The sequence below is a fragment of the Rhizobium sp. CF142 genome, assembly GCF_000281145.1.
Classification (GTDB): domain Bacteria; phylum Pseudomonadota; class Alphaproteobacteria; order Rhizobiales; family Rhizobiaceae; genus Rhizobium.
Genome location: NZ_AJWE01000109.1, coordinates 164,539 through 180,779, shown reverse-complemented (window position 1 = coordinate 180,779; position 16,241 = coordinate 164,539). Strand labels below are relative to the sequence as shown.

The window sequence follows — 16,241 nt, the reverse complement described above, 5'->3', positions numbered from 1 at the left end:
AGCCAAGGGATTGGCGGCACGATGGTCATTGCCGATCCCTTTTGAAGAAAAGCAAAAGGGGAATTTAAATGCAGACTTTTTCGAAGATCCTTTCCATTACCGCCCTCTCCGCTTCGCTGGCACTGGGTTTCAGCTCCATCGCCAAGGCCGAGCAGAAGACCGAATTCAAGGTAGCCTGGTCCATCTATGTCGGCTGGATGCCTTGGGGCTATGCGGCCGATCACGGCATCGTCAAGAAATGGGCCGACAAATACGGCATCAAGATCGATGTCACCCAGTTCAACGACTACGTGGAGTCGATGAACCAGTACACGGCCGGCGCCTTCGACGCCGTCACACTGACCAATATGGACGGATTGTCGATCCCGGCTGCCGGGGGAGTCGATACGACCGCCGTCATCGTCGGCGACTTCTCGAACGGCAATGACGCCGTGATCCTGAAGGACAAGGCGAGCCTTGCCGATATCAAGGGCCAGAACGTCAATCTCGTTGAATTCTCCGTCTCGCATTATCTGCTCGCCCGAGCGCTCGAAAGCATCAAGCTGACGGAGCGCGACGTAAAGGTCGTCAACACGTCTGATGCCGACATGGTCGCTGCCTATAAGACAGCCGATGTCTCCGCCGTTGTCACCTGGAACCCGCTGGTCTCGACCATCCTCGAAGACCCGACGGCCAAGAAGGTTTTCGACAGTTCGCAGGTGCCGGGCGAAATCATCGACCTGATGGTCGCCAACAGCGGCGTGCTCAAGGACAATCCGAATTTCGGCAAGGCGCTCGCCGGCATCTGGTACGAGACGGCTGCCCTGCTGCGGGCCGATACTGCCGAAGGCAAGGCGGCCCGCGAGGCCATGAGCTCCGCTTCGGGCACCGATCTCGCCGGCTTCGAAGCTCAGCTTGCCGCGACCAAACTCTTCGACAAGCCGGCCGATGCCGTTGCCTTCACCGCCTCGCCTGGCCTGCCGAAGACCATGGATCTGGTGCGCACCTTCCTCTTCGAGAAGGGGTTGCTCGGCAATGGCGCGCCGTCCGCTGACGTCATCGGCATTGAAATGCCCGATGGCAAGGTGCTGGGCGATACCGGCAACGTGAAGCTGCGCTTCACAGAGACCTACATGAAGGCAGCCGCCGACGGTTCGCTCTGATCGCAATGGCGGCGCGGCTTACCCGCGCCCCTTCCCTTCACCAGCGGAGCATTTCCCATGCGTTGGATCAACACGAGGCCGAGCCGGGGCGCGCAATTTGCCTTGATGCTGCTGCCCTTCGTGCTGCTCGTTGTGGCCTATGCCTTTGGCTCGGCCGCACGGCTGGCGGAAAACGCCAATGACAAGCTTCTGCCGAGCCTTGCCGGCTTTGCCGATGCGATCAACCGTCTGGCCTTCGTCGCCGACCAGCGTACCGGCGAATTTCTGCTCTGGTCGGACACGGGCGCGAGCCTGATCCGCCTGCTCTCCGGCCTCGGTATCTCGACGGCAATTGCGCTCGCAGTTGGCATGTTGATCGGCATGTTGCCCTATCTGAGGGCGTTGCTTTCCCCTTTTGTCGCCGTGATCTCCATGGTTCCGCCGTTGGCGCTTCTGCCAATCCTCTTCATTGTTATGGGTCTCGGAGAGACTTCGAAGATCGCCCTCATCGTCATTGGCGTCGCTCCGACGATGATCCGCGACCTGGCACTGAAGGCGCTGGAACTGCCTCGCGAACAGATCGTCAAGGCCGAGACGCTTGGCGGCTCCTCCTGGCAGATCGGCCTGCGCGTCGTGTTGCCGCAGATCCTGCCGCGGCTGATCACCTGCCTCAGGCTGCAGCTCGGCCCGGCCTGGCTGTTCCTGATTGCGGCCGAGGCGATCTCCTCGGATTCCGGCCTCGGCTACCGCATCTTCCTCGTCCGCCGCTACCTCTCGATGGATATCATCTTTCCCTATGTGGTCTGGATCACCCTGCTCGCCGTGGTGATGAACACTTTGCTCGACCGTCTGCGCATTGCCGTCTTCCCCTGGTCGGAGCTGGAGAAGCAGGCATGAGCGAGTTGAAGATCGAAAAGGTCTGGAAGGAGTATGGCGACCAGATCGTGCTCGAAGACGTGTCGCTGACAGTCGCCTCGCGCGCCTTCGTCGCCCTTGTCGGGCCCTCCGGCTGCGGCAAGAGCACATTCCTGCGCATGCTGCTTGGCCAGGAACAGCCGACGAGGGGCAAGATCCTGCTCGACGGCGAGCCCCTGCCGCCGGAGCCGGGACCGGATCGCGGTGTCGTCTTCCAGCGATACTCCGTCTTTCCGCATCTGACGGTGCTCGGCAATGTGCTGCTCGGCAAGGAATTGTCCGCCGCGCGCTACAAGGCCAAGCTCTTTGGCGCGGCACGCCGCAACGCCATCGCGGAAGCACGCCAACTGATCACCGAGGTCGGACTTGCCGGTTCGGAGGGGAAATATCCAGCCCAGCTTTCCGGCGGCATGCAGCAGCGCCTTGCGCTCGCCCAGGCACTCATCATGAAGCCGAAAGTGCTGCTGCTCGACGAGCCCTTCGGCGCACTCGATCCCGGCATCCGAGCAGAAATCCACACGCTGATGAAGCGGCTCTGGCACGAAACGCAGATGACCGTCGTCATGGTTACCCATGACATGCGCGAGGCCTTCACGCTGGCGAGCCGCGTCGTCGCCTTCGAGCGCCGTCGCGACCGGCCGGAAGAGAAGGAGCGCTACGGCGCCACCATCACCAAGGATATTTCCATCTGGCCGCCGCGCCTTGCCGGCCAGTCATCGATTTTCAGCCCCGACCGGGACGGCCTGGTCGCTTCCCTGGGGCACAGCCGGGACGACCTGGCACCATCAGGAGAGATGCTATGATGCATATAAGACGCTCGCCCGAAGAGATCGCCGCCAATCGCGCGCGCTATGAGGAGCATCAGAAGAAGGGCCTGGAATTCGCGCCAAAGGCCTTACCCGGCCCAAGCCCGCTGCCGGCGCCGGCCATTGATGCGAACGCCGTCATTCACCAGGAGACTATCCCAGGTGGTTGGTACTGGTCGACGAAGCTTTTGCGTGGCGAGGCGATCCGCGTCGATCAGGCCGAAGGCAATTCCACCGTGGCGCTCGTCGCCTGGAATGCCGATGATCCGAGCGAGCGGATCAATCTCGTCGATACCGCCAAGGTCCAGTGGACGACGGCGCTCGGCAAGGGGCGCGTGATCTTCTCCGACATGGGCCGCGTCATGTTCTCGATGATCGAGGACAGTTCCGGCGCCCATGACTGCCTGATGGGTGGCTCGACGGCCGCCTCGAACGCAGCGAAATATCCAGGCGAAAAGACCCGCAACACCCGCGACAACCTTGTCCTCGCTGCGGTCAAGCTCGGCCTCGACCGTCGCGATATTCCAGGCATCCTCAATCTCTTCGCGCCAGTGCGTCTTGCCGAGGCCGGCGGTTTCGGCTGGCAAGGCAAGCGCTCCAACAGCGGCGATTACGTCGAAATGCGCGCCGAGATGGACATGCTTGTCGGCTTTTCCAATTGCCCGCATCCGCTCGATCCTGATCCCGCCTACCAGCCGAAGCCAGTTGTCATCACCCGCTACAAGGCTGCAGTGCCGGCTGCGGATGACCTTTGCAGCACGGCAACCGCCGAAGCGGTTCGCGGTTTCGAAAACAACGCCCTGATGCAGGCCTGAGGAGACGACGATGTCCGATTTCATCCAGACCTCCCCTGCCCGCAGCCTGCAGAGTGCGGCCCAGGACCATTTCATTCCGGCTGAAGCCCCGTGGTCCGGCATCGTGCGCAAGGGCCAGACGATCCGCATCGAGGACAGCTACGGCCAGCAGGCGATCGACACGCTCTTCTATCGTGCCGATGATTTCTCCGAGCGCTATTCCAATCAGGATACGATGCGCATGCAGGGTGCCGCCTATATCGGCATCGGTACGAAAATCGTGTCGAACGAAGGCAATGTCATGCTGACCATGACGGCCGACAGCTGCGGCCGCCATGACACGTCCGCTGGCGCATGCTCCTGTGAGAGCAATACAGTGCGCTTCGGCCATGGCACGAAATACCTGCACGCCTGCCGCGACAATTTCGTGCTCGAAGTCAGCAAGCACGGCATGGGCAAGCGCGATATCGTCCCGAATATCAACTTCTTCATGAACGTGCCGATCCAGCCTACCGGCGAGATGACGATCGTCGACGGCATCTCCGCGCCGGGCGACTATGTCGAGCTCGTCGCCGAGATGGATGTGCTCTGCGTCATCTCCAACTGCCCGCAAATCAACAATCCCTGCAACGGTTTCGACCCGACGCCGATCCGGGTGCTGATCTGGGATGGCGAGGACTGACATGTTCAAGAAAGTCCTGATCGCCAACCGGGGCGAAATCGCCAACCGGGTCATCAAGACCCTGAGGCAGATGGGCATCGCCTCCGTCGCCGTCTATTCCGATGCCGACCGTTTCGCCAGGCCTGCCCTAATGGCCGATGAAGCTGTCCGCCTCGGGCCTGCGCCGGCCAGCGAAAGCTATCTCAATATCGATGCCGTCGTCGCCGCCTGCAAGGCGACGGGAGCCGAGGCGGTTCATCCCGGCTACGGCTTTCTGTCGGAAAATATCGGTTTTGCCGAACGCCTTGCCGCCGAAGGCATCGCCTTCATCGGCCCTCGGCCCGAACACCTCTCCGCCTTCGGCCTGAAGCATACGGCGCGCGAACTCGCCAAGGCGAGCGGCGTGCCGCTCCTGCCCGGCACCGGCCTGCTTTCGAGCGCCGATGAAGCGCTCTCGGCGGCAGAAACGATCGGCTATCCCGTCATGCTGAAAAGTACGGCCGGCGGCGGCGGCATCGGCATGCAGCTCTGCGCCGATGCCGAAAGCCTGAAGGCATCCTTCGAAAGCGTGCAACGCACTGCGCGGGCAAGCTTTGGCGATGCGCGCGTCTATATCGAGCGTTTCGTGGCGGAGGCACGGCATGTCGAGGTACAGATCTTCGGCAATGGCAAAGGCAAGGTCATTGCGCTCGGTGAGCGCGACTGCTCGCTGCAGCGGCGAAACCAGAAGGTGGTGGAGGAGACCCCTGCCCCCGGTCTTTCGACCGCAACCCGCGCCCGCCTGCACAAGGCAGCCGTCGACCTCGGCTCGGCTGTCTCCTACGAATCCGCCGGCACCGTCGAATTCATCTATGATCCCGTACGTGAGGAATTCTACTTCCTCGAGGTGAACACCCGCCTGCAGGTCGAGCATCCCGTCACCGAGGCCATTTTCGGTATCGATCTCGTCGAATGGATGATCCGCCAGGCCGCCGGCGAGGATGTGCTTTTGGGCAGCGAGGTGCTGCAGCCGAAGGGAGCGGCGATCGAAGTGCGCGTCTATGCCGAGATGCCGCATGCCGATTTCCGCCCGAGCGCCGGCCTGCTGACAGAGGTTGTCTTCCCTGAAGATGTACGCCTCGACGGCTGGATCGAGACCGGCACAGAGGTGACGCCTTTCTATGATCCAATGCTCGCCAAGCTGATCGTTTCCGCCGAGGATCGTCCGGCGGCAATCGAGAAGCTGAAGGCGGCACTCTCCGGCACGTCGATATCGGGCATCGAGACCAATCTCGACTATCTTCGCGCCATCGCCGGCTCCGAGCTGCTTGCCAGCGGTAAAGTCGCGACGACGGCGCTGCGCGACTTTTCCTTCGTGCCTGACGTTATCGAGGTGATCGCGCCGGGCGCACAATCGAGCATTCAGGAACTGCCGGGCCGCCTTGGTCTCTGGCACGTCGGCGTGCCGCCGAGCGGCCCAATGGACGAGCGTTCATTCCGCCATGCCAACCGCCTCGTCGGCAACGGTGATATGGTTGCGGCGCTGGAGCTGACGGTTTCCGGCCCAGTACTGAAGTTCCATACCGACACTGTGGTTGCGCTTGCCGGCGCGAAGATGGCGATGAGCGTCGACGGCGTGAAGCTGCCCCATGACGAAGCCGCAACAATCCGCGCTGGCCAGATCCTCTCGATCGGCAGCATCGATGGGCCAGGGCAGCGAGCCTATCTCGCTGTGGCGGGCGGTTTTGCCGCTCCCATCGTGCTGGGCTCCCGCGCCACCTTCGGGCTCGGCCAGTTCGGTGGCAATGCCACCGGGACGCTGAAGACCGGCCATGTGTTGCATCTTGCCCGTCAGGCCGCCGCCGAACCGCCGAAACCGGCAACCGAGCCTGCAGAACTGACCCGCGAATGGGATGTCGGCGTCCTCTACGGTCCGCATGGCGCGCCTGATTTCTTTCAGGACGGCGATATCGAGACGCTGTTTTCGACGAGCTACGAGGTGCATTTCAACAGCGCCCGCACTGGCGTGCGCCTGATCGGTCCAGCACCGAAATGGGCACGCAGCGATGGCGGCGAAGCCGGCCTTCATCCGTCCAACCTGCATGACAATGCCTATGCGATCGGCGCGATCGATTTCACTGGTGACATGCCGATCATCCTCGGACCGGACGGTCCGAGCCTCGGCGGCTTCGTCTGCCCGGCGGTGATCGCTCGCGACGAGCAATGGAAAATGGGCCAGTTCAAGCCGGGCGATCGCATCCGCTTCCATCCCGTCACGCGGCCTGAGGACCCGATTGCGGGTCCGGCGGTGCATCGTGCAACGGAAGAAACAGGCTCGCCAATCATCGGCAAGCGCGACGACGGGCCGGTCTCGGTCGTCTACCGCCGCCAGGGCGATGACAATCTGCTGGTCGAATATGGACCGATGACGCTCGATATCGCTCTGCGGCTCAGGGTGCATCTCCTGATGCAGGCCATATTGCAAGCCCGCCTTCCCGGCATCATCGATCTCACGCCTGGCATCCGCTCGCTGCAGATCCACTATGACGGTAGGGCACTCACCCGCAAACGCCTGCTCGGCCTGTTGGCCGAGATAGAGGCGAGCCTACCGGCAGCGCAGGACGTCAAGGTGCCGAGCCGCATCGTGCATCTGCCGCTGTCCTGGAACGATCCGGATGCGGAGCTTGCTATGCGCAAGTATCAGGAACTCGTGCGGCCGAATGCGCCCTGGTGCCCATCCAATATCGAGTTCATCCGCCGCATCAATGGGCTGGCTGACGAACAGGCAGTGCGCAACATCGTCTTTGACGCCAGCTATCTCGTGCTCGGCCTCGGCGACGTCTATCTCGGCGCGCCGGTCGCAACACCGGTCGATCCGCGCCACAGGCTGGTGACGACGAAATACAATCCTGCCCGCACCTGGACGCCGGAAAACGCCGTCGGTATCGGCGGGGCCTATATGTGCATCTACGGCATGGAAGGCCCCGGCGGATACCAGCTTTTCGGCCGCACCATCCAGGTGTGGAACACCTGGCGGCAGACACCGGTCTTTGCCAAGGACAAGCCGTGGCTTTTAAACTTCTTCGATCAGATCCGCTTCTTTCCTGTCAGCCACCAGGAACTGACGGAGGCGCGCAGCGCCTTCCCGCATGGCGGATATCCTGTAAAGATCGAGGAAACGGAATTCTCCTACGCCGTATACGAGAAGGAATTGCAGGCGAATGCCGCCTCGATCGGCACTTTCAAGGCGAGTCAGCAGGCGGCTTTCGATGCCGAACGCCAGCGCTGGAAGGAGGCGGGGCTCGACAGCTTCGTGACCGACGAAGGCTCCGGCGAGAGCCCGGATGGGGACATTCCCGAAGGTTGCTTCGGGGTTGCCAGCGCCGTGCCCGGCAATATCTGGAAACTTCTGGTCGAGCCGGGCGCACCGGTCGCGGCCGGCGACACGCTTGCCATCATCGAATCCATGAAAATGGAAATCAACGTCACCGCACATGCGCCGGGCCGCGTTCGCGACCTGCGTGCAGGCCCCGGACGCAACGTCAAAGCGGGCGATATCATTGTTGTTCTGGAGGAATGCTGAACCATGCTGCCGACCATTCTTGATCTGACAAGCCTTCGCGCAGCCTATGAGGCAGGCAAAAGCCCGCTCGATATTATCGAGACGATCATTGCCCGCCGGGCAGCCTCGAAGGATCCGGCAATCTTCATCACCCCGACACCTGATGATACGTTGCGGGCCGAAGCACGAGCTCTGATGGAACGTGCACCTAAGCCGAACAGCCTGCCGCTCTGGGGTATTCCCTTCGCGGTGAAGGATAATATCGACGTAGCGGGGCTGCCGACCACCGCCGCCTGCCCGGCTTTCGCTTATCATCCCGAGAAGGACGCAACTGTCGTCGCACAACTGCGGACAGCAGGTGCGATCGTGATCGGCAAGACCAATCTCGACCAGTTCGCGACCGGCCTCAATGGCACACGCTCACCCCATGGAGCACCACGATCGGTCTTCGATGCCGACTATATTTCAGGCGGTTCGAGCTCCGGTTCGGCGGTGACGGTGGCATCCGGCCTCGCCACCTTCGCGCTCGGCACGGATACAGCAGGTTCAGGCCGCGTGCCGGCCGCTTTCAACAATCTCGTTGGCATCAAGCCGACTCCGGGCCTGCTGTCGAATACCGGCGCCGTGCCAGCCTGCAAGAGCGTCGACTGCATCACGATCTTTGCGCCGACGGTCGGCGACGGGGTCGCGATTCGCAAGATTGCCGAGGGCTTCGATGCCGCCGATGCGTTTTCGCGGCATGCCAAGCCGGCAACTCTTCCGGTTGCCGGTCTGCGGGTCGGCGTTCTCGACGGCGCGGAGCGGGAGTTCTTCGGCGATGCTAATGTCGAAGCGCTCTACAATCAGGCGATCGAACGGGCGAAAGCGCTCGGGGCGACGATCGTTCCCTTCGATTATGCGCCCTTCCGTGAGGCGGCTTCTCTCCTCTACGACGGCCCCTGGGTTGCCGAGCGCCTGGCTGCCGTTGAAGATTTCCTGGCAAGTAACGCCGCCGATTTCGATCCCACGGTTCGCAAGATCATCGAAGGTGCGAAAGGCAAGACGGCTGTCGAAGCCTTCAACGGCCGCTATAAGCTCGAAGATCTCAGGCGCAAGACGGAAGCCGAATGGGCAAAGGCCGATCTGCTGCTGCTGCCGACTGCACCGACGACCTATAAGGTCGCGGACATGCTCGCCGATCCGATCGTGCTCAATGGCCGGCTTGGCCGCTACACGAACTTCGTCAATCTGCTCGATTGCGCGGCCATCGCCATTCCCGCCGGCTTCGGTGCCAATGGCCTGCCGGGCGGTGTGACGCTGATTGCGCCGGCCTTCACCGACGATGCGCTGGCTCCCCTTGCCGATGCGCTGCACCGCGCTGCCGCCGCCGGCATGGGTATCGACCGGAATGCTGCCCTTCCCGAGCAAAGCCGGATCACACCGGCCGCAGACGAGTCCATCGCCATTGCTGTGGTCGGTGCGCATCTGACGGGAATGCCTTTAAACCACGAACTGACCACATTGGGCGGCAAGTTCGTCAAAGCCTGCCGCACGGCAGGCGACTATCGCCTCTTCGTGTTGCCGAATACCACGCCTCAAAAACCCGGCCTGATCCGCGAACCTGGATATGACGGGCACGGGCTGGAGATCGAGGTCTGGGCGTTGCCCCCAGAAGGCTTCGGGCGTTTCGTCGCCAAGATCCCCGCCCCGCTGGGCATCGGAAAGGTAACGCTGGAGGATGGCTCAAGCGTATCGTGTTTCCTATGCGAAGCCCATGCCGTTGTCGGAGCGGAGGAGGTGACCGCGCTTGGTGGCTGGCGAAACTATATGCGCAGCAAATCGGCTGCGTGACTCGGAGAGCACGGCTGTGAAATTCATACTCCGTCTGCTGATGAATGGGCTTGTAGTGCGAGCGGGCGCGCTGCGCGGTCGATCAATGGAGATCGCCGAGCGGTAGGATGCGCCCGAACGATGAGAGAGGATCGTCGTGGACACATAAAGCCCGCGACGGTCGTCCTATCCGCCGCTCCCGAGTTTTTTGTCTGGGAATACCAATGACTTGATGACGACGGGGACGGCCCCCGACGTTTCCAGCATGGCGCCGATGTCGATGAAGTCGAACTCATCGAGTTTTATGCCGTCAATCGAGACGAGCGACGAGATGCCCGCTTCCAGCTTGCAATGCATGCCGACGAGACCGCCGACATCGCCATTGCCGACGAGGATCAGCGGATGGCCCTGTGAAAGGACCGGCTTCAAGCCCTCGATCACGCCACGACAAAAGCCATCGAGCCGGCGATAGCTGGCCGATCCATCCCAGTCGTAACAGACGGCCACTGGGCTTTCGCCACCGCCAAGATCAAGACGCGACAAGGATTCGTTGATCCGGGCCGCGACATCTGCTGGGTCGATCTTGTCAATGAAATCGATCGCCGGCTTGATGACCGGTATATTGCGCACCGGCAGGAGGCTCAGCGGATGGACGCTGAGGCCTGGCGCATCGGGGCGAAGCTCCTCGATCTCTCCCTCGAGGAGATCGAAAACGGCAATTACCGGAGGAACCGACATTGCATTCATAGGGAAAGCCGAGACCGGATCGCATGATCGTGTCTCCGTCGGCGCAGGACCATTTCGTATCGGTCCCGCTCAATGTCATCACGGTCACGCGCTCCTCCCTGTCATCTTTGTCTGTAGCCCGCTCCATGGCCGAGGCGGGATGAAATGGTGGCCACCGTGTCCAGCAGCGGTGGCACAAACTTTTCTATGGCTTCGAGCGAGAGCCGCAGCGACGGCCCGGCAACGCCGACGGCACCGACGACGGCACCAGTGGAATCGCGGACCGGGGCGGCAATCGCCCGAATGCCCAGCTCGCTCTCTTCATCCTCGATTGCAAAGCCGCGTTGGCGGACCTCCGCGAAAATCTCGCGCACCCGCGCGGGATCGGTAATCGTATGCGACGTGCGTCCCACGAGCGGCCCGGCAAGCAGGCGCTCGATCATCTCCTCCGGCGCGAAGGCGAAGATCGCGCGGCCGACTGCGGTGCAATGCGCCGGCCGGCGGGCACCGAGATCCGACTTGATGCCGACCGCCTGCGGGCTTTCCAGGTCGTAGACATGCATCACTTCGGTATCGGTCGGAATGCCGAGAATGATGGTCTCGCCGGTATTCTTGCGAAGGTCGAACAGATACGGACGCGCCTCATTCGAAAGGTTCATGCGGCGACGCACCAACGTTCCAAGCCCGAACAGGCCAACTCCGAGACGGTAACGCTCGGTCTCAGGGTTCTGCTCGAGCAGCCCTTCAGCGACCAGTGTCACAGCAAGGCGGTGAACCGTGCTCTTTGCCACCTTCAGCTTCTGGGCCAGCGCGCTGACACCGATTTCGACCTCATCCTCCGAAAATGCTTTCAAAAGGTGGATGGCCGTAGTGACCGAAGACAAGCGGTTGCGCTTGGCAGGGGCTTTTTTCGTGCGTGCCGTTTCCTTCACAGATGCATTCATGGCGTGCGTTTTCCGTCTGTTTGCAAGGAGTAAAGGATCGTCCATAACACAGCTCCTGCAAATACTCACGCCACGCCCTGAGCATTCTCAGACCCTCAGCGCGCTCAGCATCTCGGCGACATAATCGTCCCCATTGGAGATGACGAGCATCGCCGCAAAGGGGCGCATCGCCGTCAGCGTGCGGGCGAGATCGAGCGGCCACATCGGCCGAACTGACGACCAGGCCCGTCGTCATCTTGCTGCGCACGAAGCACGCGTTGCCGATGACTTCTGCCGCTTCTGCCGAGCTGCCGGCAGTCGTCAGCATGACGATGACATCGGCATCGGTGATTTCATCCACCAGCGCCGCGCGCTTGCCGGAGAGATCCTCCAGAACCGCATCGACGGGCAGCATCTTCAGGGAATTGCTCGCGGGCTTGGCCTCAATGTAACGCAGGAAATGCGCATAGCCTCCGGCGTAACCGGCAGCCAGCCGTTCCAGTGTAGCCTCGGCGGTCTTGTCGAGGGCGATAACGCGCGACTTTCGCGGCCGCGAGTTCGGATAGTTGATCCGGAACCGCGCCTCTTCCGCCGTCGTCGCACGGGCGCTTTCACTCAATCCGAGTTGCATGATGTGCGCTCCTTTATCAGACGCTGGTCTGTGCCTTGCCCGAAATCACGGTCAGCGCTTCATCAGCGATATCGATATAGGCCTTGTCCGCCGGAAGCACGACCGCAGCCGAGCGCACGCGATGATGAGCCGGATCGACGCCGGGCGGCGTGGCGCCCTCGTCCTTCAGCGCACGTCCCGCCCTCAGCAGACGGTGGCGCGCCATGATGATGCCGTTGTCTGTCGAAACCAGGTTTTCCTTGCTGCGATCGACGATTGGGCCCATGCTTTCCTGCAGTGAGGCATCCTGCATGGCGATGCCTTCGACACCCGAATAGGTGGTGCCCTTGTGCTGGGCTTTCCGCGACACGCTGAAGATCCTGAATTCGCTCAATCTTCCCAAGGAAGACATGGAGAAGATCTGCTTCCGCAATGCCGAGGCCCTGTTCGGGCTCAAAGGCTGAACGCTGCGAAGCGTTGATCTGATGCGCGGCTGACCTGCGTCCTGACATAGCCGCGCATCATTTTCTGACCTTGCAGTTCAAGACGTTTCAATCCAACTGCCGCGCCGCTTCGCTCAATGCGCTCAGTTCGGACAGCAGCAGCACCATTTCATCCGTATCCGACTGCGAGATACGGCCGATCTGGCCGCTCCGTTCCCATAATTTCTGAACCTGTTCGGCAAGGTTCATCGCATTATGCATGATCGCGAGAAGTTCCGACCGGTTTTCCCAGGTCGCCGTCAACGCATATGGTGGCCTGTTGCCCTGCGCTACGCGTTTTTCGCTTGTTTTGCGCATAAACATCTTTCTATCGTCAGACCTCAATCGAGTTTGAAACGACAGGATTGCGCCGCGATCTTGTCGAGCCGGTAAAGCGCTTGAAACATCTCAAATGATTGTCGGGCGCAGGTACTCACCGGACAGCCGTCTTCATTGTTTCGATGTGACATCGCAACGCAATCCATGTCAGGGAACGCAGGAACAAGGGGTTGAATTGGAGCGATCGCTCACCGTCCCGGGGGGGGGGGGCCAGCTCCGCGATCGACGATCTTCAGCCGTTCTGCCAGCGGCCTTAGAATCGCCTCACTATAAAATGGGAAATTTTCCCATGTGTCAATTAAGTGCCGTCACGACGGCCCGTTACCGGAACCGTTCCGGTGGCCGCCCCGGCATTTTACCTGGACCTTTTTCCATTCCACGAGGCCCACGCATTCCAAAGGGGCCACCGGGCTGCATCCCGTTTGGCGAAAAGCCTTCAGGTCTGCGGAAGCCTGGTGGCGGCCCTCCGGGCGGCGGGCCGTCTGGAGGCATATGACCGCCTCCGGGGCGAGCATCGTGCGGAGGCCGCCCACCGTTGTGGATCGAGGTCATCCGGTCGGATCGGACCGAAACCGTCGCGAACGTTCGTCCATCCGGTCCGAACCGGATTTGCGCTCCTGGGCCGAACATTCCTATGCCGAGCTTCAGCGACCCGTTGCTGTTGCTTCCATAGGTCTCGACCTCGGCGGTGCCCTGTTCCAGTCCGGGGACCAGGGATTCGGAAGAGACCTTAGAAATAACCTTCCGATCGCGCCCCGTCTTGAATGTGACCAGCGTCTGTCGTCCGGCGAAATAGCGATATTGTGCCCCGAGCGCCAAGCCACCAATGAAGATGTTCGTTCCGCGCCGGGTCGGCACACCTCTGATATGCCCAGGATTCGTACCCGTACGGCGTTCGATAAGCCGCGCGATGATCGTTCCATCCACTGCCCTGATGCCGAAGACGGCCACCTGATCGCCGACCTTGAGCCGGCTCGTATCCAGTTCGGCGGTATCGACTGTCTGCTGCAAGATCGACAGTTGCGATTTGCCGATCACCTCGATCCGGCCAAGCACTTCGCTGGTAATATCGATCCGCTGCGCCACACCGTTTTCGGTCAGAACACGGGCGACATGCCCTACCTTCATTTCCTTCGCGGACACCCGCTTGCCATCGATGCGAACCGGAGTGTCATCGTTGAAAGGAATGTGGACGTCGTTGACGATGATGGAGCCGAAGCCCTGAATGGTACCGACGATGCCGGTTCCGCCTATGCCGTGATCATCCTGCTCTCCGCCACTGACGGAAAGACCCGAACCACCGATGCCCTGGTCGCCGTTTGGCGCGCTCCGTTGCCCCGCTGTGGCCGCGCCGCCGCCGAACAGATGCAGAGCGACACCCAAAAGCAGCTGCCGTCTTGTGATTGCCAGGGACGTCATGATTTTGCCTCCGGCGTCTTTGAACACGGCTGCGTGCTCGTTTCCACCGTTTCGGTCAAAACGTATCCTCCGGCAATCCATCGGCTGTCGCCGCCCGGATCCTCTTGCACCAATTGATGCGCGATCTTGTTCAGTCTCAGAAGCATCGCCATCGTCTCCTCGCGTGCGATCAGATCGAGACGACGGGCGAGATCGGGCGATATTCGATCATAATGGACCGCGCGCTCGAGATGGGGCGCGACGTCATTGATGACGTTGGATACGGCCGCAAGCGCATGGTCATGAAGGTTGCGGGTAAAATAATGCCGGCGCGCGTCGTCGTCGGCATTGGGGACGATCGAGGCAAGATCCAGCCGGACCATGTCCTGCGCGTCCACGGAAACGACCCCACGATCGACCCATTCGTCGAGCACAGCGCGGGGATGCACATCCCTGGTGATCTCTGTCACCAGCCGTTCGAAGGACGGGCCTTCGTCCTGCAAGGTTCTCGGCAGTGCCCGCGGGCTTCCGTCTTCGTTGCAGTAGAGGGGGTCGGCAATCCAGCGCGCGATGATCCGGCCCGTCTGCGACACAGCCGCGGGCAGCGATGTTACACTCAGCGGCTCGCCGCGCAGGCGGCTGACATCCTTGCGGTGGATTCCGGTCAGCAAGGAGATGCGACTGTCCGTTTGCGCCTTGTCGGCGAGCGCGAAATCACGCTCGGCGACATCGATATAGAGCCGTTTCAGCAGTGCTGCGAAGGACGGGAAACTCAGTCCGGATGCCAGCGCGAGCTTGACGAGCGGCCGCAGCACGCGAATCAGCGCCAGTTGCAGTGTTTCCCCGGAAAATGGACGTTTCGCGCGTTGCATCGGCTCTGGGATATTCGCGTTTGCAAGGGTTGCACGCGATTTTTCAGCCGCATCACCCTTTCATATTGCCTAGGCGAAAGCCTCAGGGCCTGCAACGTGGTGCGAGCGCCCAGCACGTGTGTCTTTCGCTTGCGCCGCCCGCCGGCGTGCAACGCGCAGCTGTCGCGCGGTTTTCAGCAAGATGGAGCCAGGACTGCTTTTGATTCATCCGAACAATATCTTAGCCTCTCGCATTGATGCGACGCCGCAATCCGATAACCTCGGAATGCAACGTCGTTTTCCGCCCGCCTTTCCTTCACTCAAAGCATCAACTTCGGTCGGCGAACTTGTGGAAAACCTCGAAGTGCGATGACGCGCGGGCTCTTCAGAGCCGAATTGCCGTTCGAATGATCGTCATCTCGGATAGCTTTGCCCATGACAGGTGAGTCTGTCGGCGATCATGGTTGCTTTTTGGTCGGCAGAGGGATTATTCCCGGTCGGAGGACATGGCGGTATATCGCAACGGCAGTCATTGACCAGTGTCTTCCATGGCTTGGATAAGGGATTGAGTGTGCATGGCGGCGAGTGACAGCGGCGAAGAAATGCAACGCAAGCGCGGCCGGCCTAAAGCCTCGAGCGACGATCAAAAGCGCTCCCATATCGTTGAAAACGCCGGCAAGATTTTTGTCAAACATGGCTATGCCGCCAGCACGACAGCAATCGTTGCTGCCGAAGCCGGGGTTTCCAAGCAGACGCTCTATCGCATCTTCGAGAGCAAGGAAGAGCTTTTTGCTGCCGTCGTTGGGGACCACAGACGCATGATGCTCGATTTGCCGCGTCAGCCAGAGCAGGTTCCGGTCTCCCTTTCCCTTGAGCGGATCTTCATGATCGACATGGACGAAGACAAGGACATGGAGCGCGCGGGCCTGCTGCAGCTGGTCTTTCGCGAAGCGCCGCAGTTTCCGGAGCTGATCGAAATCCTCAACAAGGAGGGACTACTCGCCGCCCGCCAGCTTCTCACCGACTGGCTGGCAGAACGGCGGGCTGAGGGCCGGCTCAAACTGGACGATACCGCAAGCGGCTCGCGGATGCTGATGGACATGATCTTCGGAGGCATGGGGCCGCCGGAGGGCCGCGCGAGCGCATGGCCTGACCGCACGGCGCGGCTTGACCACCTGCGCCGCTGTATCGCGGTCTTCTGCAAGGGCGTCGAGGCTGACTAGGCCCTTATAGAGCAACCGGCCTGTTGAAATGTTTGAAAAAAG

At 61.4% G+C, this 16,241-nt stretch carries 15 protein-coding genes; 8 read left to right on the top strand and 7 right to left on the bottom strand.

What is annotated here, in order from left to right; genetic code table 11:
- The first annotated feature begins 68 nt into the window (after positions 1–68).
- From PMI11_RS26605 to atzF, 7 genes are read left to right on the top strand one after another with little or no spacing between them, the layout of a single operon-like run.
- Complete coding sequence (locus PMI11_RS26605; protein ID WP_007823486.1) at positions 69–1,142, top strand: putative urea ABC transporter substrate-binding protein; 1,074 nt, start codon at positions 69–71, stop codon at positions 1,140–1,142.
- A 57-nt stretch (positions 1,143–1,199) separates the two neighbouring features.
- Positions 1,200–2,018, top strand: coding sequence for an ABC transporter permease (locus tag PMI11_RS26600; RefSeq protein ID WP_007823484.1), 819 nt, complete (start codon positions 1,200–1,202; stop codon positions 2,016–2,018).
- Positions 2,015–2,839, top strand: coding sequence for an ABC transporter ATP-binding protein (locus tag PMI11_RS26595; protein WP_025668311.1), 825 nt, complete (start codon positions 2,015–2,017; stop codon positions 2,837–2,839). Before PMI11_RS26600 ends, PMI11_RS26595 begins: the two co-directional genes overlap by 4 nt.
- Positions 2,836–3,657, top strand: coding sequence for an urea amidolyase associated protein UAAP1 (locus PMI11_RS26590; RefSeq protein ID WP_007823482.1), 822 nt, complete (start codon positions 2,836–2,838; stop codon positions 3,655–3,657). Before PMI11_RS26595 ends, PMI11_RS26590 begins: the two co-directional genes overlap by 4 nt.
- Positions 3,658–3,667: 10 nt before the next feature.
- On the top strand, positions 3,668–4,318 hold the full coding sequence (locus PMI11_RS26585) for an urea amidolyase associated protein UAAP2 (RefSeq protein ID WP_007823480.1): 651 nt from the start codon (positions 3,668–3,670) through the stop codon (positions 4,316–4,318).
- Position 4,319: 1 nt separating this feature from the next.
- Positions 4,320–7,859: an urea carboxylase gene (uca, locus tag PMI11_RS26580; protein ID WP_007823479.1), complete on the top strand. Its 3,540-nt coding sequence runs from the start codon at positions 4,320–4,322 to the stop codon at positions 7,857–7,859.
- Between the two features lie 3 nt (positions 7,860–7,862).
- Positions 7,863–9,668, top strand: coding sequence for an allophanate hydrolase (gene atzF / locus PMI11_RS26575; protein ID WP_007823477.1), 1,806 nt, complete (start codon positions 7,863–7,865; stop codon positions 9,666–9,668).
- A gap of 165 nt (positions 9,669–9,833) precedes the next feature.
- Here the strand turns inward: atzF and PMI11_RS26570 are convergent, their stop codons facing one another.
- The 7 genes from PMI11_RS26570 to PMI11_RS26545 all read right to left on the bottom strand — a co-directional run bounded on the left by PMI11_RS26570 (position 9,834) and on the right by PMI11_RS26545 (position 14,997).
- On the bottom strand, positions 9,834–10,394 hold the full coding sequence (locus tag PMI11_RS26570) for an ethanolamine ammonia-lyase reactivating factor EutA (RefSeq protein ID WP_007823475.1): 561 nt from the start codon (positions 10,392–10,394) through the stop codon (positions 9,834–9,836).
- A gap of 101 nt (positions 10,395–10,495) precedes the next feature.
- The gene (locus PMI11_RS26565; RefSeq protein WP_244430699.1) at positions 10,496–11,227 is read right to left on the bottom strand and encodes an IclR family transcriptional regulator; all 732 of its coding nucleotides are present in this window, start codon (positions 11,225–11,227) and stop codon (positions 10,496–10,498) included.
- Complete coding sequence (locus PMI11_RS37475) at positions 11,205–11,927, bottom strand: hypothetical protein (RefSeq protein ID WP_007823469.1); 723 nt, start codon at positions 11,925–11,927, stop codon at positions 11,205–11,207. The genes PMI11_RS26565 and PMI11_RS37475 overlap by 23 nt, the downstream gene beginning before the upstream one ends.
- A gap of 16 nt (positions 11,928–11,943) precedes the next feature.
- A complete protein-coding gene (locus PMI11_RS26560; protein WP_007823468.1) occupies positions 11,944–12,276 on the bottom strand; it encodes a hypothetical protein in 333 nt (110 codons plus the stop codon).
- Between the two features lie 181 nt (positions 12,277–12,457).
- Positions 12,458–12,712, bottom strand: coding sequence for a hypothetical protein (locus PMI11_RS26555; RefSeq protein ID WP_007823466.1), 255 nt, complete (start codon positions 12,710–12,712; stop codon positions 12,458–12,460).
- Positions 12,713–13,048: 336 nt separating this feature from the next.
- Complete coding sequence (locus PMI11_RS26550; protein WP_244430697.1) at positions 13,049–14,173, bottom strand: DUF5666 domain-containing protein; 1,125 nt, start codon at positions 14,171–14,173, stop codon at positions 13,049–13,051.
- Positions 14,143–14,997, bottom strand: a complete 855-nt coding sequence (locus tag PMI11_RS26545; protein WP_007823459.1) for a DUF6502 family protein — start codon at positions 14,995–14,997, stop codon at positions 14,143–14,145. Before PMI11_RS26545 ends, PMI11_RS26550 begins: the two co-directional genes overlap by 31 nt.
- A gap of 554 nt (positions 14,998–15,551) precedes the next feature.
- Here PMI11_RS26545 and PMI11_RS26540 point away from each other — a divergent pair.
- Positions 15,552–16,199: a TetR/AcrR family transcriptional regulator gene (locus PMI11_RS26540; protein ID WP_007823458.1), complete on the top strand. Its 648-nt coding sequence runs from the start codon at positions 15,552–15,554 to the stop codon at positions 16,197–16,199.
- Positions 16,200–16,241: the final 42 nt, after the last annotated feature.

Excerpts from the sequence above, each read along its gene's own strand:
- PMI11_RS26605 (WP_007823486.1), top strand. The coding sequence starts at position 69 with ATGCAGACTTTTTCGAAGATCCTTTCCATTACCGCCCTCTCCGCTTCG.
- PMI11_RS26600 (WP_007823484.1), top strand. The coding sequence starts at position 1,200 with ATGCGTTGGATCAACACGAGGCCGAGCCGGGGCGCGCAATTTGCCTTG.
- PMI11_RS26595 (WP_025668311.1), top strand. The coding sequence starts at position 2,015 with ATGAGCGAGTTGAAGATCGAAAAGGTCTGGAAGGAGTATGGCGACCAG.
- PMI11_RS26590 (WP_007823482.1), top strand. The coding sequence starts at position 2,836 with ATGATGCATATAAGACGCTCGCCCGAAGAGATCGCCGCCAATCGCGCG.
- PMI11_RS26585 (WP_007823480.1), top strand. The coding sequence starts at position 3,668 with ATGTCCGATTTCATCCAGACCTCCCCTGCCCGCAGCCTGCAGAGTGCG.
- uca (WP_007823479.1), top strand. The coding sequence starts at position 4,320 with ATGTTCAAGAAAGTCCTGATCGCCAACCGGGGCGAAATCGCCAACCGG.
- atzF (WP_007823477.1), top strand. The coding sequence starts at position 7,863 with ATGCTGCCGACCATTCTTGATCTGACAAGCCTTCGCGCAGCCTATGAG.
- PMI11_RS26570 (WP_007823475.1), bottom strand. The coding sequence starts at position 10,394 with ATGAATGCAATGTCGGTTCCTCCGGTAATTGCCGTTTTCGATCTCCTC.
- PMI11_RS37475 (WP_007823469.1), bottom strand. The coding sequence starts at position 11,927 with ATGCAACTCGGATTGAGTGAAAGCGCCCGTGCGACGACGGCGGAAGAG.
- PMI11_RS26555 (WP_007823466.1), bottom strand. The coding sequence starts at position 12,712 with ATGTTTATGCGCAAAACAAGCGAAAAACGCGTAGCGCAGGGCAACAGG.
- PMI11_RS26545 (WP_007823459.1), bottom strand. The coding sequence starts at position 14,997 with ATGCAACGCGCGAAACGTCCATTTTCCGGGGAAACACTGCAACTGGCG.
- PMI11_RS26540 (WP_007823458.1), top strand. The coding sequence starts at position 15,552 with ATGGCGGCGAGTGACAGCGGCGAAGAAATGCAACGCAAGCGCGGCCGG.